Annotated in this window: 18 protein-coding genes and 1 riboswitch; of the genes, 3 read left to right on the top strand and 15 right to left on the bottom strand. The window is 30.5% G+C overall.

Annotated features, from left to right (window positions below):
- Positions 1 to 9: 9 nt before the first annotated feature.
- From cobC to L1S47_RS04015, 7 genes are all read right to left on the bottom strand, one after another.
- On the bottom strand, positions 10 to 600 hold the full coding sequence (gene cobC / locus L1S47_RS03985) for an alpha-ribazole phosphatase (protein WP_238882206.1): 591 nt from the start codon (positions 598 to 600) through the stop codon (positions 10 to 12).
- An 8-nt stretch (positions 601 to 608) separates the two neighbouring features.
- Positions 609 to 1349 carry an adenosylcobinamide-GDP ribazoletransferase gene (gene cobS, locus L1S47_RS03990; RefSeq protein WP_238882207.1) on the bottom strand — a complete coding sequence of 247 codons (741 nt, stop codon included), beginning with the start codon at positions 1347 to 1349 and terminating at the stop codon, positions 609 to 611.
- A gap of 2 nt (positions 1350 to 1351) precedes the next feature.
- Positions 1352 to 1912: a bifunctional adenosylcobinamide kinase/adenosylcobinamide-phosphate guanylyltransferase gene (gene cobU / locus L1S47_RS03995; RefSeq protein ID WP_238882208.1), complete on the bottom strand. Its 561-nt coding sequence runs from the start codon at positions 1910 to 1912 to the stop codon at positions 1352 to 1354.
- The gene (cobT, locus tag L1S47_RS04000; RefSeq protein ID WP_238882209.1) at positions 1909 to 2949 is read right to left on the bottom strand and encodes a nicotinate-nucleotide--dimethylbenzimidazole phosphoribosyltransferase; all 1041 of its coding nucleotides are present in this window, start codon (positions 2947 to 2949) and stop codon (positions 1909 to 1911) included. The genes cobU and cobT overlap by 4 nt, the downstream gene beginning before the upstream one ends.
- Before the next feature lie 159 nt (positions 2950 to 3108).
- Positions 3109 to 3327: riboswitch (cobalamin riboswitch) on the bottom strand.
- Positions 3328 to 3368: 41 nt separating this feature from the next.
- Positions 3369 to 4442 carry a histidinol-phosphate transaminase gene (locus tag L1S47_RS04005; protein WP_238882210.1) on the bottom strand — a complete coding sequence of 358 codons (1074 nt, stop codon included), beginning with the start codon at positions 4440 to 4442 and terminating at the stop codon, positions 3369 to 3371.
- 1 nt (position 4443) lies between these two features.
- Positions 4444 to 5271 (bottom strand): Cof-type HAD-IIB family hydrolase, encoded by an 828-nt coding sequence (locus tag L1S47_RS04010; protein ID WP_238882211.1) that lies wholly within the window; start codon positions 5269 to 5271, stop codon positions 4444 to 4446.
- 30 nt (positions 5272 to 5301) lie between these two features.
- Positions 5302 to 6126 carry a Cof-type HAD-IIB family hydrolase gene (locus L1S47_RS04015; protein ID WP_238882212.1) on the bottom strand — a complete coding sequence of 275 codons (825 nt, stop codon included), beginning with the start codon at positions 6124 to 6126 and terminating at the stop codon, positions 5302 to 5304.
- A gap of 271 nt (positions 6127 to 6397) precedes the next feature.
- Here L1S47_RS04015 and L1S47_RS04020 point away from each other — a divergent pair, with 271 nt between their 5' ends.
- The gene (locus L1S47_RS04020; RefSeq protein WP_238882213.1) at positions 6398 to 7990 is read left to right on the top strand and encodes a peptide chain release factor 3; all 1593 of its coding nucleotides are present in this window, start codon (positions 6398 to 6400) and stop codon (positions 7988 to 7990) included.
- A gap of 45 nt (positions 7991 to 8035) precedes the next feature.
- On the opposite strand, the gene L1S47_RS04025 is transcribed toward L1S47_RS04020, so the two are convergent.
- Positions 8036 to 8794: a hypothetical protein gene (locus tag L1S47_RS04025; RefSeq protein WP_238882214.1), complete on the bottom strand. Its 759-nt coding sequence runs from the start codon at positions 8792 to 8794 to the stop codon at positions 8036 to 8038.
- Complete coding sequence (locus L1S47_RS04030) at positions 8788 to 9333, bottom strand: sigma-70 family RNA polymerase sigma factor (protein WP_238882215.1); 546 nt, start codon at positions 9331 to 9333, stop codon at positions 8788 to 8790. The genes L1S47_RS04025 and L1S47_RS04030 overlap by 7 nt, the downstream gene beginning before the upstream one ends.
- A gap of 465 nt (positions 9334 to 9798) precedes the next feature.
- Between L1S47_RS04030 and L1S47_RS04035 the strand changes: the two genes are divergently transcribed.
- Together L1S47_RS04035 and L1S47_RS04040 are read left to right on the top strand one after the other, a co-directional pair.
- Positions 9799 to 11538 carry an ABC transporter ATP-binding protein gene (locus L1S47_RS04035; protein ID WP_238882216.1) on the top strand — a complete coding sequence of 580 codons (1740 nt, stop codon included), beginning with the start codon at positions 9799 to 9801 and terminating at the stop codon, positions 11536 to 11538.
- Positions 11535 to 13322 carry an ABC transporter ATP-binding protein gene (locus L1S47_RS04040; protein WP_238882217.1) on the top strand — a complete coding sequence of 596 codons (1788 nt, stop codon included), beginning with the start codon at positions 11535 to 11537 and terminating at the stop codon, positions 13320 to 13322. The genes L1S47_RS04035 and L1S47_RS04040 overlap by 4 nt, the downstream gene beginning before the upstream one ends.
- A 42-nt stretch (positions 13323 to 13364) precedes the next feature.
- Here L1S47_RS04040 and L1S47_RS04045 read toward each other — a convergent pair whose 3' ends face one another.
- The 6 genes from L1S47_RS04045 to L1S47_RS04070 form a co-directional block, all read right to left on the bottom strand.
- Positions 13365 to 14153, bottom strand: a complete 789-nt coding sequence (locus L1S47_RS04045) for a site-2 protease family protein (protein WP_238882218.1) — start codon at positions 14151 to 14153, stop codon at positions 13365 to 13367.
- Positions 14154 to 14327: 174 nt separating this feature from the next.
- Entirely contained in the window at positions 14328 to 14639 is a 312-nt protein-coding gene (locus L1S47_RS04050) for a PTS fructose transporter subunit IIB (RefSeq protein ID WP_238882219.1), read from the bottom strand.
- A gap of 49 nt (positions 14640 to 14688) precedes the next feature.
- Entirely contained in the window at positions 14689 to 15735 is a 1047-nt protein-coding gene (locus L1S47_RS04055; RefSeq protein ID WP_238882220.1) for a PTS fructose transporter subunit IIC, read from the bottom strand.
- Positions 15736 to 15790: 55 nt separating this feature from the next.
- The gene (locus L1S47_RS04060) at positions 15791 to 16246 is read right to left on the bottom strand and encodes a PTS sugar transporter subunit IIA (protein WP_238882221.1); all 456 of its coding nucleotides are present in this window, start codon (positions 16244 to 16246) and stop codon (positions 15791 to 15793) included.
- A 231-nt stretch (positions 16247 to 16477) separates the two neighbouring features.
- Positions 16478 to 18451, bottom strand: coding sequence for a BglG family transcription antiterminator (locus tag L1S47_RS04065; protein WP_238882222.1), 1974 nt, complete (start codon positions 18449 to 18451; stop codon positions 16478 to 16480).
- A 97-nt stretch (positions 18452 to 18548) separates the two neighbouring features.
- A complete protein-coding gene (locus tag L1S47_RS04070; protein ID WP_238882223.1) occupies positions 18549 to 24368 on the bottom strand; it encodes a glycoside hydrolase family 38 C-terminal domain-containing protein in 5820 nt (1939 codons plus the stop codon).
- Positions 24369 to 24381 lie beyond the last annotated feature (13 nt).

A 24381-nucleotide genomic window follows, 5' to 3' on the forward strand; every position in this document is an offset into this window, starting at 1 on the left:
TCCCCTCCCCTAATTGTCCTTATTAATATACTTTATCTCTATTTCACCACCAAAAATATTTATTTCACTATAAGCTCCCTGCATAGGACTTACTCTATAAAATCCTTTTAATCCTAAAGACAAAATGCTACTAAACAAAGCTCTTATTACCCCTCCATGAGTGACAATTAATATAACTTCATTATCTTTATCACTCCTGAGTTTATCTAAAAAACTATTACATCTATAATAAAAATCCTTAAAGGAATCTCCTTCTGGGAATGTAAAACTGATATAATCTGCTATGAAACTTTTCCATTCCCCAGGAAATAATCTTTCTATATCTTTATAACTTAAGCCTTCCCACTTCCCAAAATCGATTTCTCGAAGTTCTTCGCTTAATACTATATCTTTAAACTTCTTATTCATTAATTGCAATGTTTCTATACATCTTTTTTGAGGTGAGCAATATACTTTTGAAATATTATATTCCTTAAGTAATTCTCCTAACTTAATTGCTTGTTTCTCTCCTTCTTCATTTAAGGCGTATTCACTTTTCCCTTGATATAAACCTTTGAAGTTTCCTTCTGTTTCTCCGTGCCTAACTAATAATATCTTCATTTTTTCTCCTAAAATAAATAACAACTATAAATCAAAAATACCAGTAACTCATTTAATTCTACTGATGCACCTAATATGTCTCCTGTTACCCCGCCTATTCTTTTCTCTATATAATTCCTAAATAGTATTGTGAAAAAAAAGCAAATGATTAGTAAAATCACTCCTTTTTTTCTTCCTATAATAGAAATCAACGTAATCCCTGTCAATAATGCAATAACAAAGTTCTTTTTCTCTAATACTCCAATAAATAAATCCCCCATGCCTTCTTTTTCTCTAGCATACTTTCTTTTATACATTAGAAGAGTAATCAAAGTTCTTGAAATGATAGGTGCTAAAATGATACCTTTATATACTTCTATAGGGTTTATTGAAGAGAGTGTACTAATCTTACCTACTATTAAAAATATTATTCCTAATGCTCCAAAGGTTCCAACTCTTGAGTCTTTCATTATCTCAAGTATTTTCTCTTTACTTCTACCTGAAAAAATCCCATCTATGGTATCACCTAAACCATCTATATGAATAGCACCAGTAATAACTACATGAGAAATTACGGTTATAAAAATAGAAATATTAAAAGGGAATACTCTACTACCTATATAAAATATAGCTGCTTCTAAAACACCAACAATAAGTCCTACTAATGGAAAAAAAGCTACGCCTTTTTGAAAGTTTTCTCTTTCAACTTTTAAATTAATATTTATAGGTATTCTAGTCATAAATTGAAGTATCAATATGAAATTTTTCAAGGTTATTCCCCCTTAATCTTAACTGGTATACCGCTTATAACTAAAAATACCTTATCTGCTTCTTTTGCAATATATTGATTTACTCTTCCTGCAATATCTCTAAATTCTCTTCCTAACTTATGTTCTGGAACAAGCCCTGCTCCAACTTCATTTGTAACAATGATAATCTCTGTCCCATAGTTATCTTCAATATTTTTAAATTCCTTTATCATAAAAGAAACTTCTTTTAAAATATCTTCTTCTTTTTTACTATAATCAACTTTAATTATATCTTCCTCTTCAAAAGATTCCATATTCATAAATAGTAGATTTGTAATCATAACAGTAATACAATCTAAGATAATTCCATCATATGCATCTTTGATTTTTGTAGCTATATCTTCATAAGCTTCTAATGTATCCCAATTTGGATTTCTACTACTTCTATGTTTTTGTATTCTTTTCTTCATTTCACCATCTAAAGGTATTGATGTTGCAATATATAATACTTTTTCTTTATCCTTAAGTAACGCTTCTCCAAAAGAAGACTTTCCACTTCTGGCCCCTCCTGTCACTAAAATCATATTTCTTCCCTCCATAGGTCTTTATAATCTTTTATATCTACATTTCCTTCCTCAAAAGTTCCCATTTCATTTATAACTTTTAATGAGTTTTCTATAATATTAATTGCAAGTGGGCATCCTGATCCCTCTCCAAGTCTCATTGAAAGATTTAACATTGGATTTAATCCTAGTTCATTAATTGCAATATTATAACCCTGTTCCTTTGAAATATGGGATGGGAACATATAACTCTTTGTTTCAGGATCTATTCTATATGCAATTAAAGCTGCTACTGCTGAAATATATCCATCTATAACTATTGGTAATTCATACTTTTTAGCTCCAAGATACAATCCAACCATTCCAGCTATATCAAAGCCTCCAACTTTATGTAATACATCCATAGGATCTTCTTTAATAGGTGAATTAACTTCTATTATTTTCTTGATAACCTGCTTTTTTAAGGTTAGTTGATCATCTTTAAGCCCTGCTCCTCTTCCTACAGCTTCGTCAATATCACAATTGGTTAGTGCAATAAGTACTGAAGAAGAGCTAGTAGTGTTACCTATTCCCATTTCCCCTGTACCGATAATATCATACCCTTGCTTTTTTAGTTCATGGGCTATTTCTATCCCAATATTAATAGCCTCGTTTGCTTCTTCAAGATTCATTGCTTCACCCTTTGCTATGTTAGATGTACCTTTTCTTATTTTTTTTCTTATTAAACCTGGATAATTAATTTCTTCATTAATCCCAATATCTATAACTTTAAGATCACAATTATTAACTCTAGCAAGAACCCCTATGCCTGTAATTCCTCTTAGGAAATTTATTGTCTGCATAGCAGTAACACTTTGAGGTGCTGATGCTACCCCCTCTTCGCATACACCATTATCACTTGAAAAAATAACAATTGCTTTTTTATTTATTTCATTTTCTACCTTGCCTGTTATTCCTGCAAATTTAATTGCTATATTCTCTAATTCCCCAAGGCTACCAATAGGTTTAATTAAATTATCTAACTTTGTCTTTGCTTCAATCATAGCATTCTTGTGCATCTTCATCCCCCCAATAATATATAATAAATAAAAAAACCAGTGGGATACCCACTGGAAACATTAATCTAACATTTTAGCAATATAAAATAAGTCTATGTAATTCCTTTTATCTTTCATAATGCTAATCACTTAATGGTTTCCTTTCTCCCTCCGAAAAATTTACCTTATCACATCTTAGGCAGGTCTTCTGGCTTTGATTCATCCTACTCCCTATCCTTCCCAAGGTTTGTTCCCTCAGTGGTTTATATAGGTTTCATCCTCAATACAGTAGCGGGGGCTGCCTGGGCTTTTAACCCAATTCCCTTTTAACCAGCAAAATAACTTCTCTTAATCTAGAAAATACTATCTTTACTAGGCACCATAAGATATACTATTCAGTTTTATAAATAATATCACACTAACTATTCTTTGTAAATGTTCTATAAATTCTTCAAATTATCTATTAGTAATTTATTTAAATTTCTAGACTTTATTGCAAACCTTACATAAGTATCATCAAGCTTTTTAAAATTCGAACAATTTCTTATAAGTATTCCTTTGTTTAATAATATTTCATATAACTCACTAGTTTTCATTGTATCTAGCTTACAAAGAATGAAGTTACAATTTGTGTCATAAACCTTTTTAAATATTGATAACTTAGCTAATTCATTTTTCATATAACTTATTTCATTAGCTATCCATTCTCGACTTTTACTTATATATTTCTCATCTTTGTAAGATTTTTTTAAAGCTATTTCTGCAAAAGAATTTACATTCCAAGGAAGCTGATATTTCTTTAATTCTTCTATAAATTCCTTATCACTAGTTATTCCATATCCAAGTCTAGCTCCTGGCATACCGAAGAACTTAGTAAATGCTCTAATAATTACTAAGCATTTATAACTAGCTATTTTATCTATTAATGAACTATTTAATCTAGAGAACTCTACAAATGCCTCATCAACTATAATCTTTTTATTCTCTTTCTCTGCGAAATTCAATATATCTTGAAATTTCTCTTTATTTATTATATTCCCAGTAGGGTTATTGGGATTCCCTAAGATTATTCCATCAAACTTCTTTAAAGAGCTTAATATTTCACTATAATCATACTGAAAATCCTCAGTCAAATTTATATATTCAATTTCTGCACTATGCTTTAATGCAAAATCTTCATATTCAACGAAAGACGGCACAACTATTCCTAATTTTTTTATTTTACTTAAAATTAAGTCTAAGATCTCTGAGGCACCATTCCCAAGTATCATTTCATCACTAGATACATTTATATTCTCATATCTTAATAAGTATTCACTAATACTTGCCTTTAATTCTCTATACTGATAATCAGGATATCTCACTACTTCACTAAATAATTCCTCTATGCAATCTTTAAGTAAATCAGAAACACCTAAAGGATTTATATTAGAACTAAAATCTACAAGGTCTTTTCCCTTAAATACACCATTAGTATATATATCTCCACCATGCTTCCATCTTTCATTCTTCAAATTACTTCTCTCCTTTAGCTAAGTCTACTATGAATTTTTCTATTACAAAAGCTACTCCGTCTTCTTCATTACTCTTGGTTATAAAATCTGCTATACTTTTAATTTCTTCCTTGGCATTTCCCATCACAACACCTAGGCCTGCATATTCAATCATTTCAACATCATTATCTGCATCTCCGATTGCGATTACTTCCTCTTTAGCAATTCCTAGATATTCACCTAGTTTCTCCAATCCTGAAGCCTTATTGCACCCTCTATTCATAAATTCCAACATAAAGTCAACGCTTCTAATAACATTATACTCTTCAAATAATTCCTTAGGAACTTTTGGCGTAATTCTATCCAACACTTCCTTCTCTTCTTCTAATACTACTTTAAGTATTTCATCATTATCTAACACATCTTCTAGAATATTCACTTGCTTTATCTTTATGTTTAATCTCTTTTCTTCATTATCAGAAAACTTGCTTATTTTATTAACTAAGTCACCATTATTGGTAAATGCATGTATATATGTGTTAAGTCCTTTTACCTTATTATAAATATATTTTAGGTCTTTCCCTGTTAATGTGGCATTACTGCTTATAACTGAATAATCACTTGTTTTACAAATTAAGGCTCCATTTAATCCAATAACATAATCTTCTTCTCCTGTAAGCTCTAATTCATCTAAATAATTTTTTATACCTTGAATTGGTCTTCCTGAAGTAAGCACTATCTTTACCCCTAATTCTTGGGCTCTTTTTAAGCTCTTTTTTGTTATCTCAGATATGCTCTTATCATCTTTTAACAAAGTTCCATCCATATCAATAGCAATAAGTTTGTACATGATTAACCCTCCTATAATAAATGTCTTTAGTTATTTTGCATTAATTATAAACTTTTCTAGTGCATAAGCTACTCCATCTTCATCATTGCTCTTTGTTATATAGTTTGCAATATTTTTAATTTCATCTCTAGCATTTCCCATTGCTACTCCCAGTCCTGCATATTCTATCATCTCAAAGTCATTAAGTTCATCACCAATGGACATTATTTCATCTTGTTTTATCCCTAAATGTTTTCCAAGCTCCATTAACCCTGTTGCTTTATTACATCCCTTATACATAAACTCGCATAAATGATCAAAACTTCTGACAATACTATATTCATTACTAAATTTTTTATTTATGTCCTCATATATATCTTCTAGCACATCAACTTTTGATATGATTAAAAACTTAATGACTTTCTCTTCATCATCTAACTCTTTATTTAAATCAATTATCTTCGTGTCCTCAGAAGATAATCTCCAGTTGTTTGGCAATACATTTACAATATCTTTTTCTACTAATGAACCTCTATCCATATGAGCTTCAAAAGCTAGTCCATCTCTTTTGAATACTTTATATACTCTTTTAAGATCCTTTCCTCTTAAGTGTCTTTCATAAATAATAGATAAATCCTTAGTATTATGCACTGTAGACCCATTATTGGCTATAACATATTCTTCATCTTTATCTAATCCAAGTTCTTTGACTAAATCAATAACTCTATTAATTGGTCTTCCTGATGTTATAACAATTTTTACTCCAAGCTCTGTAGCTTTTTTGATTGCTTCCTTTGTTTTTTCTGATACTAGTCTATTACTTCCAAGTAATGTTCCATCTATATCAATAGATACTAACTTATACACTTTATTCATTCCCCCAAATCTAATTCGACATAATGAATGTCTATATTTTATTATTACTTATATAATAATACTTCTATTTATTGCAGTGCAAATTTCTAAAAATGAAAATAAACATATATTTGAATTTCGTTCAAAATCAAATACACTCTTATTTCTTCAATCTCTACACTTTTGTTCCTCTATTTTAGTTGAATTTTCTCGCTTCAATTGATATAATGTAGTTTGTTTTAAAGATAGTAATTCTATTTGATTAATATATTCACTTAAGGAGGAACTCAAGGTGGCAGATTTTATTAGAGAAATTGAGAAAAGAAGAACCTTTGCTATCATTTCTCACCCAGATGCTGGTAAGACTACCCTAACTGAAAAATTACTTTTATACGGTGGAGCTATAAGACTTGCTGGATCAGTTAAAGCAAGAAAAGCTTCAAAGCATGCAGTTTCTGACTGGATGGAAATAGAACAGCAAAGAGGAATATCTGTTACTTCCTCAGTTATGCAATTTAATTACCAAGGTTACTGTATAAATATATTAGATACCCCTGGACACCAGGACTTCTCTGAAGATACATATAGAACACTTATGGCTGCAGATTCTGCTGTAATGGTAATTGATGCCGCTAAAGGTGTAGAGGAACAAACAAAAAAATTATTCCATGTATGTTCATTAAGAGGAATTCCAATATTTACTTTCATAAATAAGATGGACAGAGAAGCTCAAGATCCATTCCAATTATTAGAGGATATTGAAAATGAACTCGGAATTAAATCATATCCACTTAACTGGCCTATAGGTTCAGGTAAGGACTTTAAGGGTGTTTATGAAAGAGATAAAGAAGCAATTGCAGTATTTAATGGTGGTAATCACGGTCAAACTGAAGTTGAAATGCTTGAAGGGAACATCGAAGATCCTGCATTTAGAGATCTTTTAGGAGCACCGCTTCATGATAAACTTAAAGAAGACATTGAATTGTTAGATGTTGCTGGAGATGAATTTGACATAGAAAAAGTTAAAGCAGGAGAATTATCTCCAGTGTTCTTTGGTTCAGCTCTAACAAACTTTGGTGTAGAAATATTTTTACAACACTTTTTAGAGCTTACTTCAGCTCCATTACCTAGAAATTCTTCAATGGGAGAAATAGACCCATTTAATAAGGATTTTTCAGCTTTTGTATTTAAGATACAAGCAAATATGAATAAAGCTCATAGAGACAGAATTGCTTTTATGAGAATTTGTTCTGGTAAATTTGATAAAGGACTTGAGGTTCATCATATCCAAGGTGGAAAGAAGATAAAATTATCACAGCCTCAACAATTCCTTGCTCAAGATAGAGAAATTATTGAAGAAGCTTATGCTGGTGATATAATTGGAGTTTTTGATCCAGGTATTTTCTCTATTGGTGATACCTTATGTAGCGGTAAGAAGTTTAAATTCGAAGGAATTCCAACCTTTGCTCCAGAACACTTTGCAAGAGTTAGACCTGTAGATACTATGAAGAGAAAACAATTTATTAAAGGTGTTACTCAAATAGCTCAAGAAGGAGCAATACAAGTATTTAAAGAAATCCATGTAGGAATGGAAGAAATAATAGTTGGTGTTGTTGGTGTACTTCAATTTGAAGTATTAGAATATAGACTTAAGAGTGAGTATAATGTAGATATTAAAATGGATAGACTTTCTTATAGATACGTTAGATGGATTGAAAATACTACTATAGATATTGACTCGTTAAATTTAACTTCAGACACAAAGAAGGTTAAGGATTTAAAGGATAGAAACCTATTAATATTCCAAAATGACTGGGGTATTTCTTGGGCATTAGATCACAATAAAGGCTTAGTTCTTTCTGATGTAGGTAAAAGTGAAGATTAATAAATTTTCCCCACTAGAAAATATTCTAGTGGGGTTTTATTTTAATTATTTATTCATATACTTCAAGTAATTCTTAATCTCTCTATAATTATAGTTTCTAATGTAAAAATCAAACTTTTTACCATCCTTCATCTCAATTATAACCTCAGAATTTCCTCTTGGTCTTACATACCTTCCTACTTGATATCCTAAGATTATGCATACTAACCCTACAATATCATCTACTATTTCATTGCTAAATCCAGTAGCCTTTTTTAATAAATAATATGGATAAAAAAACAGCATAAATGATATCATAATTGAATTGATAGAAACAAGAAATTCCCATTTTGCGTATTTACTTTTTTTCTTGTTTTTTTCATTTCTATATATTGCAATACTCTTATCCATTTTTATATCTACTATTTCTTCTTTGTCATATATATAAGTAATGTATCTATTAGATGTAACATTATACCCAACAACAATAATTCTCCTATTGGTAAAGAAGTTTATGTGGCTATATTTTATATTTCCACCACCTATAAAGGCCACTGGCATCATTGCTCCAAATGCCATCATTGTTTCTAATATCTTAGGATCTGTAGCTTTTACTGTTTTCTCAATATACTCTCCTTCTTGTAAAAGCTCACTTACATATTTACCTATATCTTTAACCTTATCTCTAGAATACCGTGCTTGAACATCATAAGATATTTCACTCAATTTTTCATCACTTATTGTTCCCCAATCTTCATATTCTTTTAGCTCATCTATACTAAAATTAATACCATTTAATTCACTTATTATCTTATCTTCTAACATGGTGCCACCTCCAATTCTAACTTTATCTTTTTTCTTCCTCTTGATAATTTTTGATAAATATAATCATTGGACTTACCTATATCTTTTGCAATCTTTTCTATAGATTCTTCAAATAAATATCTTTTTATAAATATTTGTTTTTCTTCTTCCTTTAAGCTTTTAATTAAGTTATAAAATCCTTCATCACTATCATAATTAAATCCATCTTCTTGATACTCTTGCTCAAGTAAAAATTCCTCTTTAAGCTCTAACTGACTATTTTGTTTCACAAGTTTTCTTTTATAATCAATAGCTTTATATTTTGCAACTGCCACAAGAAAGTTTAGTAAGCTTCCCTTATCTTCTCTATAGAAAACTATTTTATTCCATATGGTCATCAATAAATCATTAAAACATTCCTCTATTTCATTTCTTTCATAGGCTTCATGTAATACTTTATTTAAAACTCCAAATAATATTTTCCCATACCTACTGTTTAATTCTTTAATAGCCTCAGGATTACCGCACATAATTCCTCTCACTATATCAATATCTTCCATGGCTTCCACCTCCTATACCATTAATACGTATATAACTTTTTTATTTCTGACAAAATATAAATCATTATTTTATAAATTTTGGAATATTCATTATTTTAATTATATTATAAAAAGATTAAATTTTTAGTATTTTTTATTGACAGGCATTTCCAATGATGTTATTCTACTTGTATCACAAAAATAATTTAAGGAGGTAGGAAATATGTTAACCATATTTAGATTTAACAATTTAACAAAACTAAATAAAATATTCGATAGTCCTGTCTCTTTTATTATAAGTAATTAATAAAAAGGGTTTATTACACCATGGACTATTGTTCCATGGTTTTTTTATACGTTTTTTTACGTTTTTAGCCATGGTATATCCATGGCTTTTTCATTTTTGTTAATAAAAATGCTCTCCATTGCTAGCGCGGAGAATGTATTTTTTCAAATAAAATCATTTTAAAAGGAGGTTACACTTTTATGAAACGTATACTAAATTATATTTTTAAACACAAATGGTTACTCGCTATACCTACCTTTTCAATGCTTCTTGTTATTGTGGTATGTTTGTTTGAACCTTATGTTCAAAAACTATTTATTGATAAAGTAATTACTGGTGGAGATAGAACTTTAATCCCTTATTTAATAGGCGGAATAATAGTTATTAATATAATTAAAGCTATTTTTGGTTATATAAAAGAATATTTATTTGATCTTTTGTCTGCTAAGGTAACTAAAGATTTAAAGGAAGAATTATTTGCTCACATTCAAAAACTTCCCTTTGGTTACTTTGACAAAATGAACACTGGTGAACTTATGTCTAGAATTGGTGAAGATATAGAAAATATCTGGAGAGCCATAGGATTTGGTTTAAGATTATTCGTTGAAAATTCTCTATACTTTGTATTCAGCAGTGTTATATTACTTTATCTTGATTGGAAACTTGCTTTAGCATGTATACTAATAATGCTTCCAATTGCTTATATCGCTATAAAACTTGAATCAAAAATAGTAGATTCTTATGAAAAAATTAGTGATCAAAATGCTGTTATAAATACAACTGCTCAAGAAAACATTTCAGGTGTTAGACTTGTAAAAGCCTTCGGTAGAGAAAAACATGAGATTCTTAAGTTTCTTAAAATGAATCACAAGAACTTTAAGCTTAATATGGAGCAAGCAAAAATTACTGCTGATTATTTTCCTCCAATTGAACTTTTAACTAACATTTCTTTAGTAATTATGATTGCTTTAGGAGGAATTCTTGTAATAAATAAAGAGATTACTTTAGGAACTTTAGTAGCATTCAGTGGCTATATATGGAACTTAATCTGGCCGATGAGAATGCTTGGATGGCTTATAAATATAATTGCTCAAAATAATGCTTCAGCTAACAAAATATTTAAAATAATGGATATTGAACCTGCTATAAAAGATTCTTCTGACTCAGTCACTCTACCTAAAGTTAGCGGTAATATTGACTTCAAAGATGTTTCTTTTAAATATGGTGAAGAGGAAGTACTAAATAATATCAATCTAAGAATTCCAGCTGGAAGTACAGTTGCTATAATGGGAACTACTGGCTCCGGAAAAACATCTATAATTAACCTACTTGGAAGATACTATGATGTATCAAAAGGAAAAGTATTGATTGATGGAATTGATGTTAAAAATATTAAACTCAATGACCTTCGAAGTAATATTGCTATAGTTCCTCAAGATGTCTTCCTATTCTCTGATACCATAGAAGAAAATATTCGTTTTGGAAATAGAAATGCGAGTGATGAACAAATTATTGAAGCTGCAAACCTAGCCTGTGCAAGTAGATTTATATCTAAACTCCCTGAAGGCTATAGCACTGTAATTGGTGAAAGAGGATTAGGTTTATCAGGTGGGCAAAAGCAAAGAATATCTATTGCTAGAGCACTAGTTAGAAGAGCTCCAATTATTATACTTGATGATGCTACTTCTGCTTTAGATATGGAAACCGAATTTCAACTTCTAAAAAACCTTAACTCCTTAAATGATAAATCTACTGTATTTATCATTGCTCATAGAATTTCTGCTGTTAAAAATGCTGATATAATACTCTTCCTTGAAAATGGTGAAATAGTTGAAAAAGGTACTCATGATGAGCTAATAAAGCTAAGAGGAAAGTATTATGAAATTTACAAAGAACAATTTAAAGATTTTGAAACTATTACTCAGGAGGTGATCGCATGAGTATAAACTCCACAAAACAAGATGAGATGATACTAACCTTACCAAGAACTAAAGTTTTAAAAAGATTATTCTCTTATTTGAAACCCTATGGTCTTAAGGTTTTTATAGTAATATTACTTTTAATATTTGTAATGATTGTAGGACTTGTAAATCCATATTTTCTAAAGATTTCTATTGATAAATACATTGGTAACAATGACTACACTGGATTGATGCTTTTAGCACTATTATTTATTGCTTTAAATGTTGCTTCTATGATTGCTTCAAGATTTAGAATATTAATAATGTCTTCTGTTACAAATAATGCCCTTGTAAATATACGTAATGATTTATATACTCATATACAAAAGCTTGGCTTTGCATTCTTTGACTCAAGGCCAGTTGGGAAAATCCTGGCAAGAGTTATAGGGGATGTAAATGCTCTTGGAGACTTGTTCACTAACAGTGTTACAAGTCTTATCCCTGAATTACTAAGTTTAATTTGTGTTACCTTTATTATGTTTTTTATGAATGCTAAGTTAGCATTGGCATCTATAGCACTACTCCCTGTACTATTTATCTTAATGTTTTCAATTGAGACAATTTCTAGAAGGAAGTGGGAAGTCTATAGAAGTAAAAGATCTAATTTAAATGCCTATACTCACGAAAATTTTTCTGGAGTCAAAATAGTTCAATGTTTCGCAAATGAAAACTTAACAAATAAAAACTTCTCCACTTTGCTAACTGATATGTTAGATAGATTCATGGATGCTGTTAGATACAATGACTTCTTTTGGCCTCTTGTTGAACTATCTTGGGGAATTGGTACCATAATTGTTTTCCTAAACGGTATAAGACTAATTGATTCTAATGAAATAACAATAGGAACCTTAATTGCTTTTACTATGTATATCGGGATGTTTTGGAGACCAATTGTAAATATAAGCAACTTTTATAATACACTAATTACTAATTTCGCTGCTGCCCAAAGAATATTTGAAATCATGGAAATTAACCCAGATATATATTCTATAGATTCAGCTGAAGTATTCCCTGAAATAAAAGGTACTGTGGAATTCAAAGATGTATCCTTTAGCTATGATTCTAAGAAAAAAGTCTTAAACAACGTTAGCTTTAAGGTTAACCCTGGGGAAAATATTGCTCTAGTTGGACCTACTGGTGCTGGAAAAACAACCATTGTTAATCTTATAAGTAGGTTTTATGATACAACTAACGGTAAAGTCCTAATAGATAATAAGAACATTAAGCACATGGACTTAGAATCTCTTCGCAGCCAAATGGGAATAATGCTTCAGGATACCTTCTTGTTTTCTTCCACTATAAAAGAAAATATACGTTATGGTAAATTAAATGCTACAGATGAAGAAGTAATTGCAGCAGCTAAAGCTGTTAATGCTCATGATTTTATAATGAAGCTTGAAAAGGGATATGATACTGAGGTAAGTGAGAGAGGTTCAAAATTGTCAGTTGGTCAAAGACAACTACTTTCCTTTGCTAGAGCACTCCTTGCAAATCCAAGGATATTAATTCTAGATGAAGCTACCTCAAATATTGATACTCATACTGAAAAACTTGTTCAGCAAGGAATTGAGAAACTTCTTACTGGAAGAACATCTTTTGTTATAGCTCATAGACTTTCTACCATTAGAGATTGTGATAGAATCATGGTTATTGATGATGGCCAGATTATTGAAAGTGGAACTCACGATGAATTAATCGAATTAAAAGGTTCCTATTATTCACTTTACATGTCTCAATATAAACTAATGAATGAAGGAGCTTAACCTATAAAAAGTGAAAGGGAAACAATTATAAGTTGTTTCCCTTTATTTTTTAAAAAATTTTTTAGATAAGTATTCTGTTTTAATTTCTAAAATAATCAAACAAATTAAAATTACTATTATTATATAAAATATAGTTGATATTCTGATACTATCTCTAATAAATCTCAAAATTATATTTGAGGTTGTAGGTATAAACATTAATACAATCCCTAAAACTGAAATGACATTTATAGCACTAATAATCTTAGCTTTACTAATACCTAATTTAATAAAAAAAAGAGAGAGTGGTTCAGTTATAAGTTTGCTTCCATCTAGAGGAGGTATAGGAATTAAGTTCAATAAAAAAAGCCCAAAATTAATTAAAACTGTTTGATTTAATATTATTGAACTTACGCTATTTACCTCATCAGTTAATAATAATGAAAAACTATTATCGTAGAAGGTTAATTTATCAAAACTTAGATAGTTTTTAACAAGTATAAATGTATCACTTATTATTGTAATAACTATATTGATATCACCTTTAGCATATATAAATAATCCTAAAATTGATATAGCTAAATTTGCTAAGATTCCACTTAAACATACAATTAATTTATTACTTAATTTCATTTCTTCATAGTCTTCCTCTTGAGGCATTATCATTCCACCTATAGGTATAAGCTTTAAATTAAACTCTATTCCTTTTATATAAAAATTTAATATACTGGCCCCTATTCCAACCTGATATTTTTTCACTCTAATTTTAAATATATTTAATGCTATAAGATGTCCAAATTCATGAATTGCAATTGAAATGTATAGTATTACAATAAATATTACTTCATTCACTTGAGCTCCTTTAACGTTATCTTACTTATATTGAGGAGTCCATAAAATAAACACCTCCTTAAGTATATCTATACTAGTTTGGAGGTGTTTATAACCAAAAAGTTTGTATTTTCTACACTGTGTCTATAAACTATTACAACATTTAACTAACTTAACTATAATTAAAACTTGAAATTATTCCTTTATAAGCTCTACTGCCTTCTGAACTACATCCTTTGGATTTTTAATAGCTTTTTGAGCTTCAACTCTATAAATCACTTTGCCATTAAATCTTTTCTCTTCCTTTACTGCAACGTCTGCTGCAAAAATCACTAAGTCAGCAGCTTTAGCTTCCTTTTCTGTAATTCTATTTTCAATTCCTATTGATCCTTGAGTTTCAACTTTAATCTTGTGTCCTAACTTTTTTGCAGCTTTTTCTAAGGCTTCAGCAGCCATATAAGTATGTGCAATTCCAGTTGGACATGCTGTTATAGCAACAATATTCATAAATAATTCCCCTTTTCTTTTCACTTACCAAATAATATTTTAACTATTTCTAGTCTTCTACTTCCAAATCATCCAATTCCTCTTCAGGAACTTCCTTCTTCAATAAATTAACCATTATTGCAGCTACTGCTATTCCAACTAAAACTGCAATTATGAACATTACTCTGTTGTCAACTACAGGAAGAACTATTGGTCCACCATGTGGTGCATGATCTCCAACCTTTCCTATTGCTGCTATTGCAGCTCCTACAGCTGAACCAGTTACTATTGATGGTATAACTTTTAAAGGATCACCAGCTGCAAATGGTATAGCTCCCTCTGTTATTCCTATCAGCCCCATTGCAAGTGCACCTTTACCAGCCTCTTTCTCTGCTCTAGTATATTTTTTAGGTGCTAATAATGTTGCAACTCCCATAGCTAGTGGAGGAATACAAATTGCTACTGCTACTGGACCCATTACAGTATATATGCCTTCAGCAATCATAGCTGAACCAAACATAAACGCAACCTTGTTTACTGGGCCACCCATATCAAATGCTATCATAGCACCCATTACAATTGCTAATAAAACTGAATTTCCAGAACTCATTGATTTTAAGCCTTCAGTCATAGATGCCATTAATGATGCTATTGGGTTACCAATTACAAATAACATTAACAATCCTACTGCCAAAGAAGTTAATAATGGTATTACAAATATAGGCATTATTGGTCTTAAATTTTTATTTACCTTCCATCCTTTAATCCATCTAGCTATATATCCTGCGAGCAAACCTGCTATAATTCCACCTAAAAAACCAGCCTTGATATTATTAGATAAAACACCACCAACTAATCCTGGTGCTAAACCTGGTCTATCAGCAATTGCATAAGCAATAAATCCTGCAAGCACTGGAACCATTAAAGAGAATGATGCACTACCAATATCCATTAACTTTGTCAAAAATGGATTAGTTACAACTGCTCCTTGACCTTCTTGAACTCCGCTAAGAGCAATAGATAACGCTATAAAAACTCCTCCGATTACTACTATTGGTATCATGTACGATACCCCTGTCATTAGATACTCCCTTAGTCGCTTTAATTCCTCTTTCATTTTCATTTCTCCCTTCATTTATTTATATCAATTATCCTCACAAGATAAAGATATTCTAGATATTCTTTATTTCAATTTCATTTAATATTTCTAGTACTGATTTTATTGTTTTACTTTCTTTTAATCGCCTTACAAAATCCTCATCCATAAGCTTTCTTGATAAATTCGATAATATCTTTAGGTGTATGTTATTAGCATTTTCTTCTGGTACCCCTAGCATAAAAATTATCTTGACCGGATCTCCATCTAAAGAATCCCATTCTATAAAATTCTTACATATTCCAAGTACTATCATTGCTTCATTTACTGCCTTACTTTTGCCATGAGGTATGGCAATACCATTTCCTACCCCTGTTGAAAATTCCTCCTCCCTCATTAATACCGATTTCACAAATTCATCTACTGAAGATATCTTATTGGCCTTAGCTGCCATTTCTGCCAATTTATTTATTGCTTCATTTTTATCCTTTACGTTAAGTTCAAGTTCAATTAGTCTTTCATCTACTATCATAAAAACATCCTTTCCTTCTCTATTAAATAGTTATAGCTATCTATTTTAACTTCTATATATTTAGTAATTACCACTTATTTCCATATCTTAATTATACTCCAAACCCCACTGATTTCAACGGTTTAACCGTTTACTATTATTCACAGAATGATGTGGTAAATTCCATACAATTAAACAGTAAAAAAAATCACTAAAAACATATGTTCCTAGTGATTTTCAAATTATACTCTTTTAAATTTCATAAAAGACATTATCTAAATATTCTTTAACCATCCCTCTATCAATATAACTTGCTAACTTTCTAATTTCTTCTTCAGATTCAAGAACCTGATAAAAATTTCTAAAGAATTTTATGAACTGTGTAGTATCTTTTTCCCTAGTGCATACTAATAATACTATTTGAACCTGAGCTTCCTTCCATTTAATCGGTTCTTTAAGCTTAATGTATACAACTATAGGTGCATTAACATATTTAAAGTTTCCATGGGGTATTGCAACTCCATTTCCCACTTCTGTAGTGTATTTTTCCTCTCTTTCCAAAATGCTTTGTAGAAATCCATCATTTATATAACTTCGATTTCTTAATTTTTCACATATATCTTTTATTAGTTCTTCCTTGCTATTATATTGTTCATTAATATATATGAAATCCTCATTAATTACAGATTTCTTGTCTAAGTTAGGAGTTTTGTTTTTTATTGAGTTTATTACAATCTCTAATTTTCTTATATCTTTTTCAGAAAGCAGAGGACTTATAAGTATCTGTGGAATTTTCACATTTGTTGCAACTGTTGATATTATAAGATCAACTCCATTCAAATCCATCTTTTTAATTGATAATGCTGAAATTACATCCAACACTTGTATGTCACTAAAATGTCTCTTTATCTTAAGAGCTAATAACTGCGAGGTTCCTATTCCACTCGAACACACAACTACTACTTTTAATGGCTTTCTATTTCTTTCAATAGCCGCTGCTATATGGAGTGCCAAATATCCTAACTCTTCTCTTGAAATAATTTTTCCAAAATACTTTTTAAATATTGTATTACTAAGCCACGCTATCCCATATGCTTCTGGATAATTTTCCTCTATATCATCTGTTATTGGATTTCTTAAAGTTAATCCGTATTTAATTCTATTTATTGTTGGACTAAGATGCATTATAAGTGCATTCTTGAATTGCTTGTCTTCTTGCAAATAAATTCCTAAATAATTTTCAATAATACCTATAATTTCATTAGCAATTGTAACTGACAAATCCTCTTTTTTATTTTCTATATTTGTGACTATAGGTGAATCAATTTGTTCATATCTTTTAGATCCTAATATGTGGACAGTTATATAGTAAATTTCATATTCTGGCAGTTTAACTTTAAAATATACATTTATTTTTCTTATTATACTTTTAGCTGCTTCATATTCCTTTTTGCCTTCAATTGGATTAATTAAACCTTTGGCTATATTAGAACTTCCTTTTGTCTCTTTTCTTTTTATACTCAATGCTATATGAATCATTAAATTTATAAACGCCTCATCTGAAAAATCATACTGTAACTCTTCTTCTGCTTCTGAAAGAATTTTTTCAATTATATAATAATCTAATTGACTTATAGAATTTAATTTATTTAAAACAGTCCCATCCAACCTGCTATTAATATTTAAATTATCTTTAAATACATAATCGTTGCTTTCACTATTATTTAACGTAGACAATAACGTAATAAATGCACTTCTCCAATCTTGTTCTTTTCCTTCTATTTCAATTCCTAAGTTTGGTTTCTTAATAAGCGTAAGATCAAAGTCTGAAAGCCACTCTGAAACTAGAATTAAATCCTTATGAATTGTAGACTTACTTACATATAATTCTGTGGCTAATTGTCTTATTGTTAAATTAGTGTTGTCTTTAAAAAGTCTATTTAGTATATAATTCCTTCTCTCCTCTGATGAATAAGGTACTATGTTTTTAATATGTTTTACTACTTCCTTTAAACTAATAATATCTAACTCATTCCCTATAATTGAAACTCCACTTCCTGGTTTTCTATCTAGTTCTAAATTGTATTTAGTTATTATTTCCTCAATTTTATTAAATTCATTTCTAATAGTTTTATTAGAAACTTTTAGTCTATCAGCAATTGCATTTGTCGTTAAATAATCATTTTCAGAAAGTAACATATTTATTATTTCATTTGCTCTTTCCATAACTATCACCCTTATAATTAATTCATAAAATTATTTTTAGGAAAAGAGCTGCCCAAAAGTAGTATATTTTTCTTTTGAAACAGCTCCTCCCTCCACATTATTTGCCTAAAATTGTCTTTGCAATTATAGCTATATCTTGAATGTCAATTGCTCCATCATAATTTAAATCATACTTTTCATTTTCTCCTGTTACTGGTTGACCAAATCTTCTAGCTACTTTTGTCAAATCATCTATCATAACCTTACCATCATTATTAGTATCTGCACTACGCATAGTATTAAGTGAAGTTTTTACATCTTCAGTAGAAGTGAAAATCTTACCGTTAACATCAGTGTAATTTGCTCCCTTATTCAAAACAAATTCCATATTTTTATCTGTCTTTTTAACCTTAAAGGTAAATGTCACCAAGTCTGTCTTTTCACTTATTCCTGGATTATTTCCTACAATAGTGCCTAATACTCTAACTCCATTTGAAGTCACATTGTAATCACTAAATCCAAACTTTTCATTTGCTGAAACTTTAGTTAACTCAAATAACTCTTTATTATATAAAAGTGTGAAATCAAATCCTGCTAAATCCTTTGCCTTATCAGCTGAAACCTTAAATTCTACTTCATCCCCTACATTAACAACTTTCTTATTTGGCGTAAGTGATGCAACTACAGGTTCCATTGCGCTTTCAGTAACCTTTATAGTAATTGTATTAGATTCTACTACTTTTTCATTTAAGGTAACTGATGCTTTAACAGTAGTTTCTCCTGCCTTTAATGCAGTAACAACCCCATCTTTAACAGTTAAAACTTGTGAATCTCCGACTGTATATTGAACCTTAAGTTTACTATTATCAGCTTCACTTCCGTCACTTAAAGTTGCTTTTATCTTAAGATTTGTTGTTTTTTCAGTTTCAAGAGCTAAAGTATCTGCACTTAATTCAACCTTATTTAATGATACTTCATTTACAAAATTAATTTTGTAGTCTTTCTCTGTTCCGTCTTCTGCCTTAACCTTAATTACTGCTGTTCCTGGGACCTTTTCTGCTTGAGTTACATCTACAGTTGCCTTCGAATCTTCTGCAATTCCTGAAACTTTTGGTGCACTAGCTTCATTCCATGGAAGTATAACATTATACTCATAAGTTTCTTTGTTGAAATTAGCTAAGTCTTGATCTCCAATCTTAATTCCACTCAAGTAGGCATTATCTGATTTAGGAGTCTCAGCATCTAAACCTGTTAATGTCATAGCAAATATCTTAATGCCATCATTGTTAGGTAATGTTACACTCTTAAGTTTCTTAGATTGATCTACACTTATACTATTCATATATATATTTGTTGCAGGACCAGTATAACCAGAAGAATTCTGAATTCTTTGTTCACTATATAGTACAGAAACCTCACCACTACTTGTTGCTGCACTCTTACACCAATCACTAACAATAAATTGTCTATTGTCAGTAGTTCCATCATCATAAGTTACTACTACATTTGCTGTTTGTGGATTACTCTTATTTGATGCTGCTAAGAAGTATATCTTATTTGCATTAGTTGATGGTAATGTAATTTCTTGTCCAAGCGATTTAATTACATTTTTATCTCCATCTTTCTTTGAACCTAATTTAAATAGCAAGTTTTCATAAGTTATTGATTCTGGAATAGTAGCACCATCATATGCCCATCCTTGTCCGTCAAAACTACCATCTGCTTTATTTTCTATTGTTGCTATTCCATCTAAATTAAATGAACTGCTTAAATCTACAGTTGTTATTACTGGTTTTCTAACAGTATAACTAACTTCCTCAGAAGGCTTACCTTGTCCAATAATATTAACTGGAGTTACTCTAAAGTAGTAAGTTGCTCCTATTGTTAATCCGCTTAATGAAATAGTATTTGTATTTATATTTTCAATTTTATTAGTATACTTTCCTTTTTCTGTACCATACTCCAATATATAGCTATCAGCTTTAGCTACTTCATTAAAGTTTACTATAACAGAAGTGTTTTCCTGTTTCACATCCTTAATAGCTGGTGCTTCTTCAGGAACTGATGCAACGAAATCCTTATCGTCTCCTAATACTTTTATCTCATATAATCTTACTGCAGCATTGCCATCTGCTGTTGGTTTAGTTATATTTATCTTTATATATCTTCCCTTTGCAGGAGTTGTAAATTGATGTTCAGTAGTATTTTTAACATTATTTGTTACTTTGTCTACTTCTGTTAAATTGTTTAAATCATTTCCAACTAATACAGTGTAATCACTAGTATTCCAAGTTGCTGATTCTCCACCTGCACCCGCATGGAAAAGTTTTAATCCATCAATTGTACGCTCTTGTTTTAGATCAATAGTTATCCAGTGTGGTTCAATCTTACCTGTATTTATACACCATTTTGTTGTAAGGTCTCCGTCTACAGCTTTTTGAGGACTCTCACTCTCATTCATGGATCCATCAGCTGTTGCAGTAGATCCTAATGCGATATTTCCACACGCATAGTGACTTACTTTCTCTGAAGCTTCTCCTGTATTACCTTCAAAATCCACAGCTTTAATAATATAAGTGTATTTGCCTAACTGTTCAACATTTTCATCTCTATAATTTGTATTATCAGCTACTCCAACCAATCTCAAATCTGACAAATCTTCTTTTGATGCTCTGTACACCATGTAATTAGCTACACCAATATTATCACTTGCAGCATCCCAAGATAAATCTAAATATGGAGAATAATACTCTTTTGGACCAGTAACTTTAAGATTTTGAACTTTTGATGGCGCTTCTGTATCAGAATTTGCTAGTATATCTCCATCAACAAAACTCATTGCTGCGATCTTAATTCCTTGTGCATCTGGCAATTGTATATCTTTTATTTCTTTATTTCCATCTAGTGCTATCTTGTAAACAAAAAGATTATTGTCTATATCATAAGTGTTTCCAGTAGGAACATGAGTATGTGTTAGGTTTATTGCAATATTATCCCTAACATATGTCTTTTGATCATTCCCTATGGTTGCTTGCCAATCAGTAAAACTCATATCTTTGATGGTAGATGAACCATCTTTATAATTCACCTTAAATTCTCCATCATTTCTTCCACCTGCAGATGCACCTAAAAGATATAGGAAGCCATGTTTTTCTCCTTGAGGAACTTGTATACTTTGCCCTTTTGCTTGAATGAAGTTCTTAGCTCCATCATCTTTTGAACCAATATTAAAGCTAATGTCTTCACTTACAACCTTATCTGGTATTAACTCAGCCGAGAAGGTTTCACCTTTACCATTAAAGTCACCATCTTTTCTATTTGCATCATAAGTTATTGCATCTATATTAAAGTCCTTACTTAAATCTAATGGCTTAACTATTGGCTTTTCATCTTTAAATAATGATGAATTATTAAACTTCACCTTAAAGGTCTTTATTTCATATTTTCCAAGGGTTGTTGAGAGGGTATTTCCACTTATTCCTGGTGCTGGTGCCCCCTCTAAATTGTCTTCAATTAAATTAGTCTCTACAGCACTTTCAATTCCTGCTGGAAGATTTATTTTAACATTTGTAGATGCCTCACCCTTTGATTCGTATAATCTTATGATATAATCATCAGATTTTTCAGCTTTCTTTAATACGGTTAATATAACATTGTCTTTATCAACCTTACCAAATGATTGAGTTTTAGCTAAATCTCCTGTATGACTATCAACTTCTTGAGAAATTATTGGATAGTTAAACTCATATCCTTTTTTAACTGTATTAGCTGCTTTCCAATCGTCTGCATGTGGATATATAGAATAATTAATTACTTGATGTCCTCTATCCTCTACTCCACCTCTATCATTTGCAGCCTTTAATAATGTTAAACGCATAACATTTCCAAAGGTATTCCATCCATATTTGCTATCATTTAATATTGATACACCATATCCATCCTTTGAGATATCTGCCCATTTATGCCCTGAAACTTCGAATTTTGAACTACTCTTATCTGTACTTCTATCTATTGATGAATATGCTATTTCATAAGTTGCTTTTTCTGGATTTGCTATATTCATTGGGAATGCAACTTTTAATAGTTTTTGATATTCATTCCAGTCAACATTCATTCCTACATCTACTCTATTTGTATCAGAGTAAAGAGATATGTCTTGTACAAATGTAGAACTTGACCATTTCTTGGTGACTCTGAATGTAGCTTTATTAGGTCCATTATTAACAAGATCAATAGATACAAGGTCATTTATAACATATGGAGTACTTCTCATATCATCTCCATCAACATCCCAAGCATCCCATTCTCTTGGAGTGTCTTCTAGGACATGTAGTTCATTACCTTGTTTCCCTGATTCAAATACTTCTCTTCCATTAACCTTATCATAAAGACTAGAAATATTTCCTGTTTTTGTATCTAATTTTAGTTTAAAGAATTGATTTTCTATTATTTTATTGGTATTATCTACAGTAATAGTATTATTTTTAGCTGTAGAAGTTTTTTCTACTGCTCGATAAACTGTATATCCCATTGCAGGTACTTTTGCTTTATAGGAAACAGTAACTTTTGCGCCGTTCTTGTTTACTATTTGGCTTGGTACCTCTTTTCCGTTTTCATCTAAAATAGTTATATCTTTATCAGCAGCTGAAAGTATAACATCTGATTCAACAGAATCTTCCCTATCCCAAGAAAGTGGGTTGTATAATACTAATGCTTTTCCTTCTCCATCAGTATTTACTCTACTTGCTATTCCACTCATGGCATTCTTCATTGTTCCACCTAATTGATTTAATGCTATTTCTGCATCATTAAAGGCATCATTATATACTGCAGTTATTGCTGATCCTGGTAAAACATCATGGAATTGATTTAAATTTGTTTTATCCCAAGCCTTATTAATCTTGCTTTGAGGATAGCTTTCTGATCCTAACAACGTTGCGATAGAACTAAGTTTTTCTGATTCTTCTGCCTTTATCTCGCTTTCACGATTATATTTTTTCATATATGCTGCAGAGGTTAAGGTTCCTCTATGCTTTTCTAAATATAGCTCATCATCTACAGTTGGTAAAGTATCAGCCTTAGCTTCAATTTTACTAAAAGAATTCAAAGCTGTATCAAATACAACATTTGGAGCATCAGCCTTACTATTTATATTTTTGAAGTTGGTTAAATCTGTATTATTAGGTCCACCACCATGATCTCCTGATCCATATAAAAGTATACTATCAGAAAGTCCCTTAGAACTTGGATAATTCATTGTACTTGATACATTCGATTGAGTTATAGCGCTTCCACTAAATGAGTAATCAAAAGTTGGCTTATAGGTAAGAACTTCACTTCCATCTGGAGCTTTCCAATTGAAAGATTCATATGGAAATTTATTAGTGTCATTCCAATTTAATTTTGTTGTTATAAAATAATCCATTCCGCTTTTCTTAAGTATCTGTGGCATATTATAGTTAAAACCAAATACATCTGGAACCCATCCAACTTTTGCAGTCTGTCCATAGTTATCTCTAAAATATTGCTGAGCATATAATGATTGTCTAACTAAAGATTCTCCGCTTGTAGTATTCAAATCTGGTTCAATTACTTGTCCACCTACAACTTCCCAATTTCCTGACTTCACTTTCTCCTTAATTCTCTTTGCTAACTCTGGGTAATATTCATCTGCCCATTGATAAAATTTAGAAGAAGATTGCGTAAATTTATAATCTGGATTAGCATCCATTAAATCAAGTGCTCTTTTAAATGTTGTATTAACTTCTCTTATAGTTTCTTCATATCTCCAGTTCCATGCAGCATCTATATGCGAATTTCCTAGTGCATGAACTGTTTGACTTTTATCATAAGCAAATACACTTGTTGCTGGTAAAGCTGTTACTATCATAGAAGCCATTGTGACAATTCCAACGAGCTTTTTAGATAACCTGTTCATGTTTCTCCCCCTT

It is taken from the genome of Clostridium sp. YIM B02551, assembly GCF_022324735.1.
Classification (GTDB): Bacteria; Bacillota; Clostridia; order Clostridiales; family Clostridiaceae; genus Clostridium_T; species Clostridium_T paridis.

What these genes read in the sequence shown, in the direction of transcription:
- L1S47_RS04040 (WP_238882217.1), top strand. Translation starts at nt 11,535, where the DNA reads ATGAGTATAAACTCCACAAAACAAGATGAGATGATACTAACCTTACCA.
- cobC (WP_238882206.1), bottom strand. Translation starts at nt 600, where the DNA reads ATGAAGATATTATTAGTTAGGCACGGAGAAACAGAAGGAAACTTCAAA.
- cobU (WP_238882208.1), bottom strand. Translation starts at nt 1,912, where the DNA reads ATGATTTTAGTGACAGGAGGGGCCAGAAGTGGAAAGTCTTCTTTTGGA.
- L1S47_RS04030 (WP_238882215.1), bottom strand. Translation starts at nt 9,333, where the DNA reads ATGGAAGATATTGATATAGTGAGAGGAATTATGTGCGGTAATCCTGAG.
- L1S47_RS04050 (WP_238882219.1), bottom strand. Translation starts at nt 14,639, where the DNA reads ATGAATATTGTTGCTATAACAGCATGTCCAACTGGAATTGCACATACT.
- L1S47_RS04055 (WP_238882220.1), bottom strand. Translation starts at nt 15,735, where the DNA reads ATGAAAGAGGAATTAAAGCGACTAAGGGAGTATCTAATGACAGGGGTA.
- L1S47_RS04065 (WP_238882222.1), bottom strand. Translation starts at nt 18,451, where the DNA reads ATGGAAAGAGCAAATGAAATAATAAATATGTTACTTTCTGAAAATGAT.
- L1S47_RS04010 (WP_238882211.1), bottom strand. Translation starts at nt 5,271, where the DNA reads ATGTACAAACTTATTGCTATTGATATGGATGGAACTTTGTTAAAAGAT.
- L1S47_RS04015 (WP_238882212.1), bottom strand. Translation starts at nt 6,126, where the DNA reads ATGAATAAAGTGTATAAGTTAGTATCTATTGATATAGATGGAACATTA.
- L1S47_RS04025 (WP_238882214.1), bottom strand. Translation starts at nt 8,794, where the DNA reads ATGTTAGAAGATAAGATAATAAGTGAATTAAATGGTATTAATTTTAGT.
- L1S47_RS04060 (WP_238882221.1), bottom strand. Translation starts at nt 16,246, where the DNA reads ATGATAGTAGATGAAAGACTAATTGAACTTGAACTTAACGTAAAGGAT.
- L1S47_RS04070 (WP_238882223.1), bottom strand. Translation starts at nt 24,368, where the DNA reads ATGAACAGGTTATCTAAAAAGCTCGTTGGAATTGTCACAATGGCTTCT.
- L1S47_RS04035 (WP_238882216.1), top strand. Translation starts at nt 9,799, where the DNA reads ATGAAACGTATACTAAATTATATTTTTAAACACAAATGGTTACTCGCT.
- cobT (WP_238882209.1), bottom strand. Translation starts at nt 2,949, where the DNA reads ATGCACAAGAATGCTATGATTGAAGCAAAGACAAAGTTAGATAATTTA.